This window comes from Aequorivita sinensis, from assembly GCF_006346335.1.
GTDB lineage: Bacteria > Bacteroidota > Bacteroidia > Flavobacteriales > Flavobacteriaceae > Aequorivita > Aequorivita sinensis.
Genome location: NZ_VDMC01000007.1, coordinates 50,093 through 63,781 on the forward strand (window position 1 = coordinate 50,093; position 13,689 = coordinate 63,781).

Annotated in this window: 10 protein-coding genes; 3 read left to right on the forward strand and 7 right to left on the reverse strand. The window is 36.1% G+C overall.

Annotated features, from left to right (window positions below):
* Positions 1-2: 2 nt before the first annotated feature.
* A complete protein-coding gene (ubiE, locus tag FHP04_RS09090; protein ID WP_139855788.1) occupies positions 3-734 on the reverse strand; it encodes a bifunctional demethylmenaquinone methyltransferase/2-methoxy-6-polyprenyl-1,4-benzoquinol methylase UbiE in 732 nt (243 codons plus the stop codon).
* A gap of 163 nt (positions 735-897) precedes the next feature.
* On the opposite strand from ubiE, the gene trkA reads away from it, so the two are divergent.
* Together trkA and FHP04_RS09100 are read left to right on the forward strand one after the other, a co-directional pair.
* Positions 898-2,247, forward strand: coding sequence for a Trk system potassium transporter TrkA (gene trkA / locus FHP04_RS09095; RefSeq protein ID WP_139855789.1), 1,350 nt, complete (start codon positions 898-900; stop codon positions 2,245-2,247).
* Positions 2,247-3,752 carry a TrkH family potassium uptake protein gene (locus FHP04_RS09100; protein ID WP_139855790.1) on the forward strand — a complete coding sequence of 502 codons (1,506 nt, stop codon included), beginning with the start codon at positions 2,247-2,249 and terminating at the stop codon, positions 3,750-3,752. The genes trkA and FHP04_RS09100 overlap by 1 nt, the downstream gene beginning before the upstream one ends.
* 191 nt (positions 3,753-3,943) lie before the next feature.
* Here FHP04_RS09100 and purT read toward each other — a convergent pair whose 3' ends face one another.
* The 4 genes from purT to FHP04_RS09120 form a co-directional block, all read right to left on the reverse strand.
* Positions 3,944-5,104: a formate-dependent phosphoribosylglycinamide formyltransferase gene (purT, locus tag FHP04_RS09105; protein ID WP_139855791.1), complete on the reverse strand. Its 1,161-nt coding sequence runs from the start codon at positions 5,102-5,104 to the stop codon at positions 3,944-3,946.
* Between the two features lie 95 nt (positions 5,105-5,199).
* Positions 5,200-8,121: a GEVED domain-containing protein gene (locus FHP04_RS09110; RefSeq protein ID WP_139855792.1), complete on the reverse strand. Its 2,922-nt coding sequence runs from the start codon at positions 8,119-8,121 to the stop codon at positions 5,200-5,202.
* Positions 8,122-8,239: 118 nt separating this feature from the next.
* Complete coding sequence (locus FHP04_RS09115; RefSeq protein ID WP_139855793.1) at positions 8,240-9,427, reverse strand: pyridoxal phosphate-dependent aminotransferase; 1,188 nt, start codon at positions 9,425-9,427, stop codon at positions 8,240-8,242.
* Between the two features lie 5 nt (positions 9,428-9,432).
* A complete protein-coding gene (locus FHP04_RS09120; RefSeq protein WP_139855794.1) occupies positions 9,433-10,536 on the reverse strand; it encodes a fatty acid desaturase family protein in 1,104 nt (367 codons plus the stop codon).
* Positions 10,537-10,661: 125 nt separating this feature from the next.
* Between FHP04_RS09120 and rsmG the strand changes: the two genes are divergently transcribed.
* A complete protein-coding gene (rsmG, locus tag FHP04_RS09125; RefSeq protein WP_139855795.1) occupies positions 10,662-11,291 on the forward strand; it encodes a 16S rRNA (guanine(527)-N(7))-methyltransferase RsmG in 630 nt (209 codons plus the stop codon).
* Between the two features lie 65 nt (positions 11,292-11,356).
* On the opposite strand, the gene FHP04_RS09130 is transcribed toward rsmG, so the two are convergent.
* The gene (locus tag FHP04_RS09130; RefSeq protein WP_139855796.1) at positions 11,357-11,914 is read right to left on the reverse strand and encodes an NUDIX domain-containing protein; all 558 of its coding nucleotides are present in this window, start codon (positions 11,912-11,914) and stop codon (positions 11,357-11,359) included.
* Between the two features lie 106 nt (positions 11,915-12,020).
* Positions 12,021-13,685, reverse strand: coding sequence for a T9SS type A sorting domain-containing protein (locus FHP04_RS09135; RefSeq protein WP_139855797.1), 1,665 nt, complete (start codon positions 13,683-13,685; stop codon positions 12,021-12,023).
* Positions 13,686-13,689 lie beyond the last annotated feature (4 nt).

Sequence of the window (13,689 nt, forward strand, 5' to 3'; positions counted from 1 at the left end):
ACTTATTTTGTTGCTTTATAAATGGTAGCTACACCAAAAGTTTGGGGATGGTTTTCCACATTCTTAAACCCGATTTCTCCTAAAATATTGTTGAGCTTTTCACCATGTGGAAATGTGGAAGCGCTTTCACTTAAATATTTATAGGCAACTTTATCTTTAGAAAACACCTTTCCGATAAGCGGTAAAATGTTTTTAGAATATAAGTTGTAACCTTGTTTAAAAGGGAATTTTGAGGGTACAGAAGTTTCTAAAACTACAAAAATACCATTGCTTTTTAGCACACGAAGTATTTCTGAAAGCCCTACTTCAAGATTTTCAAAATTTCTAATACCAAAAGAAACTGTAATTGCGTCAAAGGTGTTGTCTTCAAAAGGTAGCGCTTCAGAATCACCTTGAATAAATTCAATTTTTTGAGAAATTGGTTTTCCAGAAACTTTTTTCTTTGCAATTGAAAGCATTCCTTCTGAAAGGTCTAAACCGACAATTTTTTCAGCATTTGTGCTTTCAGCAAACTGAATTGCAAGATCTCCTGTTCCAGTAGCAATATCTAAAATGGAGTTTGGCTTTGTGTCACCAACCATTTTAATAACCTTTTTTCGCCACTTAATATCAGAGCCAAGTGAAATTACACGGTTTAAACCGTCATAATTCTCAGAAATGTTGTCGAACATCTGTTCAACTTGTTTCTTTTTACCGTCTTGCGAATCTTTGTAGGGAGTTATTTTTTTCTTCATAATTGTACGCCTACAAAACTACATATTTTTTGGACAGATGATACTACCTTTGTTAAAGTTTCAGGAAGTAAAAATATATACTTTAATGCGCTAATATTCAATATCAATATCATAAATACATATCTTTGCATCCACTTATTTCATTCGCTAAAACAAAATTTTCATGAAAATTATTATCGCTGGTGCGGGAGAGGTAGGGTTTCATCTTGCTAAACTTCTTTCGTTTGAATCGCAAGATATAACCTTAATAGATACCGATCGCGAATCATTAGCAAATGCTGATACACATTTGGATATACGTGTAGTAAGAGGAGACGCAACCTCAATATCAGTATTACAAGATAGTAGAGTAGCCGAAACAGATTTAGTTATTGGGGTTACTTCAAGTGAAACTACCAATATTACACTTTGTGTTTTAGCTAAAGAATTAGGTGCCAAACGAACTATTGCCCGTATTTCTAACACCGAATTTATTGAGAAAAAGGACGACGTAGGTTTTTCTAAGTTTGGAATTGATGAGCTTATTTCTCCAGAATCGCTAGCTTCCGATGAAATTGAACTTCTTTTAAATCAAAGTGCATTTAATGAAAGTTACGAATTTGAAGAAGGCGAACTAACCATGATTGGTTTAAGCCTATCAGGAGCTTCTGCATTCGTTGGGAAAACAGTTAAAGAAGTCGCTAAAATTTATCCAGATTTAAAATATGTGCCTATTGCGCTTCAACGATTTGGGACACAATATACAATTATACCTAGGGGTGATACTCAGTTTAAACAAGGTGATCAAGTTTATTTCACCACTGTAAAAAAAGGAAATGAACAAATCTTTAAACTTTCTGGTAAGAGTAAACAAGACATTAAAAATGTGATGATTCTTGGTGGTAGTAAAATTGGTTACAAAACAGCCAAAGATTTATGCAAGGCAAAGTTTAAAGTGAAATTAATTGAAAGCAGTAGAGAGAAAGCTTTCGAAATTGCAGATGAAATACCTAGTTGTTTGGTTATAAATGGAGATGGTAGAAATGTAGATTTGCTTTTAGAAGAATCTCTTGAAGACATGGATGCTTTCATTGCTGTAACAGGGAACAGTGAAACCAATATTATGTCTTGTTTAGTAGCGAAATCGAAAGGAGTTAAGAAAACGATAGCGCTTGTAGAAAACATGGACTATTTTCAATTATCGCATTCCATAGGAATAGATACCCTTATTAACAAGAAGCTATTGGCTGCCAATAATATTTTCCGTTATGTAAGAAAAGGAGAAGTTGTGGCTATGACTAAGTTGAATAATATGAATGCAGAGTTGTTAGAGTTTATGGTGTCGTCGCATTCTAAAGTATGTAACAAAAAAATAAAAGATCTTCATTTTCCTGATTCTGCAATTATTGGGGGTGTAGTTAGAGACGGAGTAGGGATTATTGCCTTAGGAGATTTCCAAATTAAACAAGGAGACAGAGTGGTAGTATGTTGTCTTCCACAATCTATAAGTAAGGTTGAAAAACTATTTGTGTAATGAACTCCCTCACCAAGCTAAACTTTAAGATTATAGCGCATTTAATGGGTCTGTTGTTCGTCGTGAATGGCGGATTTATGCTTCTATCTGCAATAGTTAGTTGGTATTATAGTGATGGTGTTTTAGCCCAAATGATTTATTCTGGGTCTGTAGCGCTTGGGCTTGGAGGGGTGGTTATGGTTTTAACTAAAAATCATAGAAAAGAAATTCAAAAGCGAGAAGGGTATATTATTGTAACCTTTGGTTGGGTTTTTATGGCGCTTATAGGAACACTACCTTATCTTTTTACGGCAGCAATCCCAAATTTTACCGATGCTTTTTTTGAAACTATGAGTGGTTTTACAACTACGGGAGCATCTATTTTATCTGATATTGAAGCGGTACCTAAGGGTGTGCTTTTTTGGCGAAGTATTACACATTGGATAGGAGGTATGGGAATAATCGTTTTGGCAATAGCTATTCTCCCTTTATTAGGAATAGGGGGGATGCAGCTTTTTGCGGCTGAAGCTCCGGGACCTGGAGGTGATAAACTTCACCCTCGAATTACCGATACTGCAAAACGACTTTGGCTTATTTATGTGGGATATACCATAGCAGAAACAATTCTTCTTAAGTTGGCTGGGATGAGTTTTTTCGATGCTATAAACCATTCGTTATCGACATTGAGTACGGGTGGGTTTTCTACCAAAAACAATAGTGTTGCTTACTGGAACGACAACCCTTTGGTGCAATACATTATTATATTTTTTATGTTCTTGGCCGGTAGTAACTTCGTTCTAAGCTATTTTGCTTTCAAGAGAAAGTTTCAGAAAATATTTCAAGATGAAGAGTTTAAAATGTACGCCGCGATTGTATTAGGGTTTACGTTACTAGCAGCTTTATTGATTTATTTTGAAGCAGATATGTCACTTTCTAGTGTTGTTCATCCAATGGTTTGGGGACCATTTGAAAGCGCAGTTCGCCACGCATTGTTCCAGGTGCTTACGGTAATAACAACTACAGGCTTTATAAGTGCAGACTACACCGCATGGACACCATTTTTAACTATATTTTTCTTTGGAATGATGTTTTTAGGAGGATGTGCAGGTTCTACTTCAGGAGGAATAAAAATTATGCGCCATCTAATAATGATAAAAAACGGTGTGTTAGAATTTAAAAGAACACTTCATCCACATGCAATTTTGCCTGTGAGATACAACCAAAAAGCTGTACAGCAACCTATTGTATTTAATATATTGGGTTTTTTTATACTCTATATGCTTTCATTTATAGTTGGAACATTAGTCTTCTCATGGGTGGGCTTAGATTTTAAAACAGCCATAGGTGCAGCTGCTTCAACACTTGGAAATATAGGACCCGCACTTGGTAGTCTAGGTCCAGTTGACAACTATGGGCATTTGCCCGATGCTGCAAAATGGTGGTCTAGCTTCTTGATGTTAATAGGAAGATTGGAGCTGTTTACAGTACTTATCTTATTAACTCCATTTTTCTGGAGAAATCGATAATTGGAATTTGAAATTCCAAATTCCAAATCCAGGATTCAGGATTTGAGGATAATAATTAATTATACCCACTTCATTATTCTGAGGGTTTTTATAACCTTGTAGGTCTAACTCTCCTCTTCAGTTTTTATAAAAAATGAAGCTTTAATCGATAGTTGATTTTGGAATTTACTATGGAAGCTTTAGGTTTATTTTTATTTCACTTTTACTTGTTTTGCCAAATTTTTAGCTTTTTCAGTTACTTCTGATATGTTTCCGTCTACCTTTTCGTAGGTTAAAACAACGCCCATTCTTCGATACGGGCGGGAAGTTGGTTTTCCAAAAATTCTAAAATCTGTTTTAGGTGATGCAGCTACTTTTTCAAGTCCGCTGTAAATTGGATTATCTGAATTTTCTGAAGCTAAAACTACTGCACTACAGCCAATGCGTTCTTGAGTTATTTCTGGAATTGGAAGTCCAAGTACGGCTCTTAAGTGTAATTCAAATTCGTTGAAATTTTGTGTTTTTGCAAGGGTTACCATGCCGGTATCGTGTGGTCTTGGAGAAAGTTCAGAAAAATAAACGCCGTCATCAGCCACAAAGAATTCTACTCCCCAAATGCCACAACCGGTTAGGGCAGTAGTAACTTTTTCAGCCATTTGTTGTGCTTCCTTTAAAACATCACTTTTCATTGGGGCGGGTTGCCAACTTTCCATATAATCGCCACGTTCTTGTCGGTGGCCTATGGGTGGGCAGAAAAGTGTTTCTCCGTTGCGTTGTGTTACGGTAAGTAATGTAATTTCATAATTAAAATCTATAAAAGCTTCAACTATAACTTCAGCCACATCACCACGTGAACCCTCTTGTGAAAAGGTCCAAGCGTTTTCAATATCTGCTTCGGTTTTAATGGTGCTTTGACCTTTTCCGCTAGAAGACATTAATGGTTTTACCACGCATGGCATCCCAATTTCCGAAACTGCTTTTTTAAGACTTTCGGCTGAGGTTGCGTATCGATAAGCTGCGGTTTTTAATCCTAATTCTTTTGCAGCTAAATCACGAATGGCTTTGCGATTCATAGTGAAATTAGCTGCCTTCGCTGAAGGAATAACTGTATAACCTTGCTTTTCATATTCATAAAAACGCTCCGTACGGATGGCTTCAATTTCAGGAACTATATAATCTGGTTTGTATTTTTCAACTAAAGCATCAAGGGCCTTACCGTCTAGCATATTTATAACTTCGGCAAAATCTGCGAGTTGGGCTGCAGGTGCATCTTTATAACTATCAACAGCTATAACTGTTTGTCCGATTCTCTTGGCGGCAATGGTGAATTCTTTGCCTAATTCTCCGCTTCCTAATAATAAAATTTTGGCCATTTATCGATTTTTGGTAAAAATACAGCAATACATTTCATAAAAAAACCCAAAGCAAATTTTATGCTTTGGGCTTTAATGTTAATTGTAAAAAATAATTATTTCACAATTATACGTTGTACTCTTCCGGTATCTCGATTACCAACACGGATTAGGTAAACTCCTTTTGCTACATAACCCATATCTAGTGTATAACTATAGGTCCCTCCTTCATTTTCAAGTTTTCTAAATAGTAGTCTTTGCCCTAAAATATTATAAACAGACAATTGAAGATCTTTTGAGTAATCTTGAGTTTCCACTTTAATATCGAACACATTGTTATCTAAAGATAAAACAGTAAGTCCGCTCTCATTAAATATTGAATCTCCAACTCCTAATTCTCCTATTTGAACGCTGTAATCTTCTGTTTCTCCAAAGGTTGTTTCTTCACAGGCATCATTAGGAACAGGAGCATTCCAGTTCGTTTTAGCACGCATTAAATGTTGTCCTATAGCAGCATCTGCAGGAACTACAAATGGAGTTGTTAATGTAAAAGTACCCGTTGTTTGGCCTTGGCCAATAATTACATTATTTACAACAATTTCATCTTGTGAAAACACAAAATCGTCGTTAAAATCAACCCATACACGAACATACTGATTACCATAGTTGGTTTTTAAGGTAAGGTCGTAAGTAGTATCCGGATCCATAACCGCAATTTGATCGGTAAAGTCAGCATATCCTTCACATTCTGATGGGTTGTCAATGGTAGTTAAATTAAACAATCGTAAACCATCTCCTGAATTACAGTTCATTGTTGGAGTACAATTCTGATTAGTAATTACTACGGCTATCGCATCATTAGAAGTATCACTATCATTAGGTAGCGATGTGTATGCGCTTAAATCGTAACTTCCAAAAGATGAAAAATCGCCTGTTTGGGTAAAGGTATATGTGATCTCTGAATTCCCTTCTAACGGTCCTGCAACAGTTTCAGTAACAATTGATCCTTCTAGATTAAATGAAACATCAAAATTTGATTGTGTTTCACCTCCAAAATTTGTAATTGTAACAGTTATTTCTTCTGAGTCACTTAGTTGTGTACCAGAGGTAGGCGAGGAGATGTCACTCACCCCAATGTCATTCGGCTCTAAGAAGGTGACAGATTTTGTAAGCGAATCGTTGTCTGTATTTTCATCACCAGCCATATTTGTTGCAGCTGTAATAGAGTAGGTTGTGCCAACTGTTCCTAAATTTGCAGTCGCTGTAAACGTGTATTCAGCTGTTGTTGCAGAAGGAATTGTTTCTGAAAATGTTTCAGTAACTACCGTGCCACCGTCAACCTGAAAAGTTACTGGGAAGTTGGAAGCGCTGTCTTCTCCATAGTTGAAAATAGTAATCTTAACAGTTTCACTATTTGAAAGTGTTCCAGATTCAGGACTGTCTATGCTTACTACCCCAACATCTTTATTGAAGTTAGGAGCAATTTGAAAAACACCTACAACGTCTTTTCTACCGTTGTTCATATATTCGTTTATATACCAAAACTCCTTATCGTTTACAGGGTCGATATCAATTTTACTGTAGTCTCCATATCGCAATCCAGGAATATTTTGATTTCCAGCTGCAATTAATTCTTCACTGATAGTCATGGTGTTTAGCGGATCATTTGCAAAACGCCCTGTATAATATGAACTTACTCTTTTCGAAGTAGGGTCTGGCGTATTCGGACCAGCCATTGCAGTATATCCCATAGCAATATTACCTTGTAAATCCATCATCATACTTCCATGCCAAGCGTGTTTTCCATCAGGGGAAGTATGTGTGCCCTCTTGGTAAATACTCCATGGTTGTCCATCGCCATCTTGACGCAGTTCGAACCAACGGATTCCCGCAAGTTCACCACCAGTTGCATCCGTATCAACAACAAAATTAAATACCGCAGAGTTGTGAGTGTTAAATTTCCTGAATTGGGCCTGATTCATAATAGTTGCCTGAAGTGCATCAATTGCAGCGCCACCACCAGGTTGAGATAGATTAGAAAAACTTCCGCCGTCAAAAACTGATATAAATGGAGTCGTGATTAGTTCAATTGGCGATGTAATTGTGGAATTGGCAGGAGTTGCCCAATCAACATCAATAGTCCATAATTTTACATGATCTTGTGAAACACCAGACCAAGCATCGTCTTGAAGATAAACAATAGGAGCCGCCCCAGGAGCAGGAAGGTTATTGTTAGTAACATTTAAGGCTTGCGGACTGTAAAAGCCATTTCTTACAATTCCAGGAAGTGGAAATCCAATAATTTTAGCTGAGGCATCTCCATTAAGCATTTTTGAACGCTCCATAGCATATACCTTATTGGTTGCACTAGTGTTATCCGTCATATAATATCCGTCACTCCAGATTGAAAGTTTTTGATAGTCGTTAATTTGAGCAATATTATAAACATACCATCCGTCATTTACTGGGTCTGGCCCATCCGATACTGCTATTTGAGCACCATTCCCAAGAAATGTAATTACAAATCTATCAGCTGCATTGTCATAAGAAACAGTTAAGTCGCAACATCCACCATTAGGAAAAATAGTTGGATTAGGGCTTAATTGTCCAGTTAAAGGGTTTCCACTTTTATCGAATATTCTAAAACCAGTATTAAAAACAACAAACACGTGGTTAGGGCCAACACCAACGGCAGGATCGGTAGGTTGTGAGTTTGATGAAGCAGCATCAAATACTAGCGAAGGGGTACGTCCCTTTAGGGCTTGTGTTAATTTATGAGGGTTTCTTACAAAGAAATCATCTTCAATTTGAGGGTCTTTTCCAGGTACAATTAAGTTTCGCGATGCTCTTCCATCTTGCATTACAGATTTTTTAACTCGTGCAGGAGGTAATTCGTTCTGTGCGGCTTGGGAGGCAATTGAAGGAACGTGCACTACATTTCCTACTGTACCTACATAGGTGGCTTTGGTTCTATCCTGTGCTTGAGCGCCAAACACTAAAGCAAAAAGAATTAGAAATAATGTAAATTTTGATTTCATTAAAGTTAGTTTTTTGGATTTTAAAGTGCCTAAATTACAGAGAATTTATAAAAACAAAACAGGATTAGTTGTTTTTAACTAATCCTGTTATTAAAATATTACTCTTTGAAAAATATTATTAAGAAAGGGCCTCTTTGATTCTTAAAATGGCTTCTTTAATGTCGCTTTCTGAAGCAGCATAAGAAAGTCTAATACAATTAGGGTCTCCAAAAGCCTCGCCGGTAACAGTGGCTACCTTGGCTTCTTCTAATAAATAAAGTGATAAATCTGAAGCGGAATTAATATTTTTTCCACGAAGTGTTTTTCCAAAGAAATAAGAAATATCTGGAAAAACATAAAAGGCACCCTCTGGTTTATTAATCTTAAAACCATCAATTTCGGAGAGTAATTCTAGTATAAGTTCTCTTCTTTTCTTAAAAGCATCCACCATAAATTTAATTTTACTAGGCGGATTCTCTAAGGCTGTAATTGCGGCTCTCTGGGCAATAGCATTTGCTCCACTAGTAACTTGACCTTGCATTTTGTTGCAAGCTCTAGCAATCCACTCTGGCCCGCCTATATAACCAATACGCCAACCCGTCATGGAAAAGGCTTTTGAAACCCCGTTAACAACTACGGTACGATCGTACATGTCTTCAAATTCAGCCATAGAAGCATGACCTCCACTAAAATTAATGTGCTCGTAAATTTCATCGCTAATTACTATTACATGAGGGTATTTCACCAACACATCAGCTAATTTTCTGAGTTCATCTTTACTGTAAACCGAACCACTTGGGTTGCAAGGTGAACTGTAAATAATCATTTTAGTCTTTGGAGTAATAGCAGCTTCTAGTGCTTCTGCTGTAACTTTAAAATCGGTTTCTATTGTAGTTGGAATTTCTATTGGAACTCCTCCAGCAACTTTGCATTGGTCTGCATAACTCACCCAATAGGGTGCTGGAAGTAAAACTTCATCCCCTTCATTTAAAAGGACCATAGTTAAGTTTGCTAAAGATTGCTTGGCACCTGTAGATACTACTATTTGAGAAGGTTTATATTCAATATTATTATCTCGTTTAAATTTGTGAATTATAGCGTTTTTAAGCTCACCATAACCATCTACAGGAGTATATGAATGATAATCGTCTTTAATGGCTTGAATTGCAGCATCCTTGATGTAATCTGGAACTGTAAAGTCAGGCTCACCAAGACTTAACCCAATAATGTCTTCTCCTTGGTCTTTAAGTTCTCTAGTTTTGGCTGCCATTGCTAACGTAGCTGAGGTTGCCATCGCATTTACGCGATTTGAAAGTCTTTTGTCCATAATTATTAAGCAGTTAGAGTAGCAGGTTTTTGCCCCATTTCTCTTAAATGTCTAAAATGGGCAGCTATTGCCTCTCTGGTAGTTTTATATTCTTTATAAGGTAAATTGAATTCTTTTGTGGTGCTTTTTACAATTTCAGAAATTTTCTTGTAGTGAATATGACTGATGTTTGGAAAAATATGATGTTCTACTTGGTGGTTTAATCCGCCAGTATACCAATTTACAATAGGATTGTTTGTAGAGAAATTCACTGTAGTAAATAACTGGTGAATAGCCCATGTATTTTTCATAGTACCGCTTTCGTCTGGAAGGAAGACTTCGGTGTCCTCAACCACGTGAGCAAGTTGAAAAACAATACTTAAGATCAATCCAGCAACGTAGTGCATTATAAAGAAGCCTATTAGTATTTTCCACCATACAATGTTGAAGAATAAAATTGGAATTATTATCCATAAGGATACGTAAATAATTTTAGTGATTACTAAAATACTCCATTGTTTTACCGGACTAGGGAATTTGCCGTAGGATAGTTTTCTAGCTAAATACCTTTTAGTTTGAAAAAAATCTGTAGTTAGTACCCAGTTAAAGGTTAGTAAACCATAAAGTAATACGCTATACCAGTGTTGATATTTATGGAAACGTTTCCATTTAGAGTGTTCTGAAAATCTAAGAATACGTCCTGCTTCTAAATCTTCATCGTGACCGTGAATGTTTGTGTAAGTATGGTGAAGCACGTTGTGTTGTACTTGCCAGTTATAGACGTTTCCTGCAAGAATATACATACTGCTGCCCATAACCTTATTTATCCATTTTTTGGATGAATAAGACCCGTGATTAGCATCGTGCATAACGTTCATTCCCACGCCAGCCATTCCTACTCCCATAATAATGGTGAGTAATAATTGAGCCCATCCAGGGAAGTTTAGTGTAAGTAATAAAAAATAAGGGGTAAGATAAAGTGAAAACATAATAATTGTTTTCAGGTGAAGTTTCCAGTTTCCTGATTTATCAATTTCGTTTTCTTTGAAATAATCGTTTACTCGTTTATTTAGTGTTCTAAAGAATTTGGCGCTATCCTTTCTTGAAAAGTTTAAGTTTTTTTGATTCATGTAATAGTTAACAAGGGTAATTTAATTTGTAGATTCAACAAAAATAGACATCTTTTATGGAAATCTAGTTGTCGAAATTCACAATTTTAGTTAAGATAACCTACTTTTGCGACTTATTTACAAATATGGAGCTAATTTTAAAATATTTCCCGCAACTTACTGATATTCAGAAGGAACAGTTTAGTCAGTTACAAAATCTCTACCAAGACTGGAATTTAAAGATAAATGTAGTATCTCGAAAGGATATAGACGAACTATACTTAAGACATGTTTTGCATTCACTTGGAATTGCAAAAATTCAAACTTTTTTACCAGGATCTAAAATTTTAGATGTTGGTACAGGAGGAGGTTTTCCAGGTATTCCTCTGGCTATTTTATATCCAGAAGTTCAATTTCACCTGGTAGATAGCATCGGAAAAAAAATAAAAGTAGTAGATGAAGTAGTAGAAGGTTTGCAATTAGAAAATGTAAAGACTACAAATGCAAGAGTTGAAACTATTTCAGAAAATTACGATTTTATTGTAAGTCGTGCCGTAGCTCAAATGGAAACATTTGTACATTGGGTAAACGGAAAAATCGCCAAAAAGAGTTTACACGATCGCAAAAATGGGATTCTTTATCTAAAAGGAGGTGATTTAACAGAGGAATTAAAAGTGTATAAAAATGCTGAAATTTATCCTTTAGAAAATTACTTTGAAGAAGAGTTCTTTGAAACGAAAAGTGTGGTGTATTTACCGCTTAAATATAAAGGATAAGCAAAGTTGCTTTGGGTTGAATATTAATTCAAATTAGTTGGTAGCCCTATAAAGCCAAATTACGTTTAAATATTTGTAAGAAACCATTGCAGTGCAAGAATGGTTTTTGCATCCTTAAATTCTGTGATTTTCGAATGAATATCAGCTATGGGTAACTTGACAAGTTGAATATCCTCATTTTCTGTTTCAACTCCACCTCCTTGTGAAATTTTGTCTTGAACTGAAACCTCTGCAAAATATAAAAATATGCGTTCGGTGCTAGCCCCGGGTGAGGTGTAGAATGTATTTATTAGTTTTGGGTTTTCAATTTTATATCCAATTTCTTCAAGTACTTCTCTGATAATACAATCTTTAGGATTTTCATCTTTTTCTAGAGATCCAGCCGGAATTTCGAGCAGCCATCCGTTGTGGTGTTTGCAAGTAGGATATCTAAATTGATTGGTTAGGAGTAAGCTTTGCGATTCCTTTTCATATAAAAGTATTGCCACAGAGTCACCTCTTTCAAATGCTAAACGTCTAACTGTTATTTCACTTCCTTTGAAAGTGTCGTGGGTTATGTTTCCCTCGGTTATTTTATAGTGGTCATCAAATATTGTTTTTTCTCCTTTGATAGTATATTTCATTTTTTTAATGATTTAAATTGCAAATTCATACAGTATACCTGAGGTAGGGTTAAGATATAAAAAAACCCCGAACGAATCGGGGTTTTCAAAATATGTACTTCTAAAACTATTTAGTAACTAAAAACTTCTTAGTTGTAACCGAGTTATCTTTAGAGATTTTAATAAAATAGGTTCCAGCTTGTAGATTAGCAACATTTATTTGAGCGTCTACATCAATGTTATTTTGAGTTAGAATCAATTTTCCTAAAATATCATAAACGTCGATATTTGCATTTTCAGCATTCTTAAGGTTAAGAACTGTACTTGCTGGGTTAGGATAAAGAGCAATGTTTTCAGTGCTAAAATCGTTAGTACCTAATACACCGTTACTACCAAACTGTCCTGTGGTTTCAGCTCCCCAATTACCTACTGCGTAAAACAGTTGGGTTCCTTCACTATCAGTTAAAGTGAATCTTGTTCCACCGTCTCCCCAAGTGTCTATCCCAGTAAATAGATAGCAGTCTTCGTCCAAATTAAATGTAAGGTTTACTGTAGTGTTGTTAGGGTAAGGTCCACCATTGTCGATAATGTTCCCATTGCTATCTTTAATGTTCCAGCGGCACTCAGATCCATATCCATCGGTACGAATTTCTAAGTTAACTGTGCCAGTACCTTCAGCTGCTTGGTCAAAAGTGGTAGATTGTGAGTTGTTAGAGTTATCGTCGTCGTTAGGGATAGTAACCTCCAGTGTGTTTGTGCTATTTAACGTATAGTTTACTGTTGGTAAAGAAACCGTCTCCGATCTAAGCGATAATAAGTTGCCAGTCCATGTAAATGTGTGCGCTTCACCATTAATTGTGTATGTAATAGGTAGCGAAGTAATTGGGTCTGCGCCTAAATTTTTGATTACTACATTGGCTGATAATTCAGTATCACAAGTAGGTTCTATTTCAGGAATTTCTGCTATCGCAGCATCATTATTATTTGTTAGACCTGTATATGTAGGTAAACTTGTAACACCAGTAGGTATTTCTTGAGTAGTTTCTGTAATGAATACAACTACTTTCATATCTGCAAGATTTGTAGGAACATCTCTATAGTCTGCAGGGATAGTGTAGGTAAAAGTACGATCAATAAAGCTTCCTGCTGTAGTATTCGTAATGTCTTCACCCCACTGTCCGGTAATTAGGTCAACCAAACGATGCATATGGTTGTAATTGTTACCTTGTCCACCACCACTTTGAGGTCCTTTTGTATTATCTTGTAATACAGCAACATTCAATTTGTTTGTAGATTCTACACTGCTACTGGTATAATAAGCTTCAACGTGAACTGTAAGTTCATTAGTTTGTACATCAATATTGGCTTCTGCTGCTATGTTTACATTTGAAGCAGTTCCTAAAATTTGGTTAGCTCTACCTGCCCATTGACCTCTATCAAGGATAGTATTGCTTCCAGAAAATACATGACGGTTAACTGTTCCAGAAGGATATCCCTCTAAACCGGTTTGGCCAGCAATGGCAGCACCGTAATTTGTTCGGAAATCAGGGGCATTACCTGAAGGATTCGCAAAACCACCAGTGTGTATGTTTATTAACGAGACTCTGTCGGGATTAGCATCTTTAATAGCTTGAGCACGTGAATGTCCGTCTGGACACCAAGGACAATAAATACCTGTGAATTCTTCCAAGACAACATTTTTGTCTTGAGGGGAAGTTGATACAATAGTTTGCGCGTACGAGCCAAATGCAAATACTGTAAAAACTAAGGAAAGAGATAGTTTTTTAAACATGATT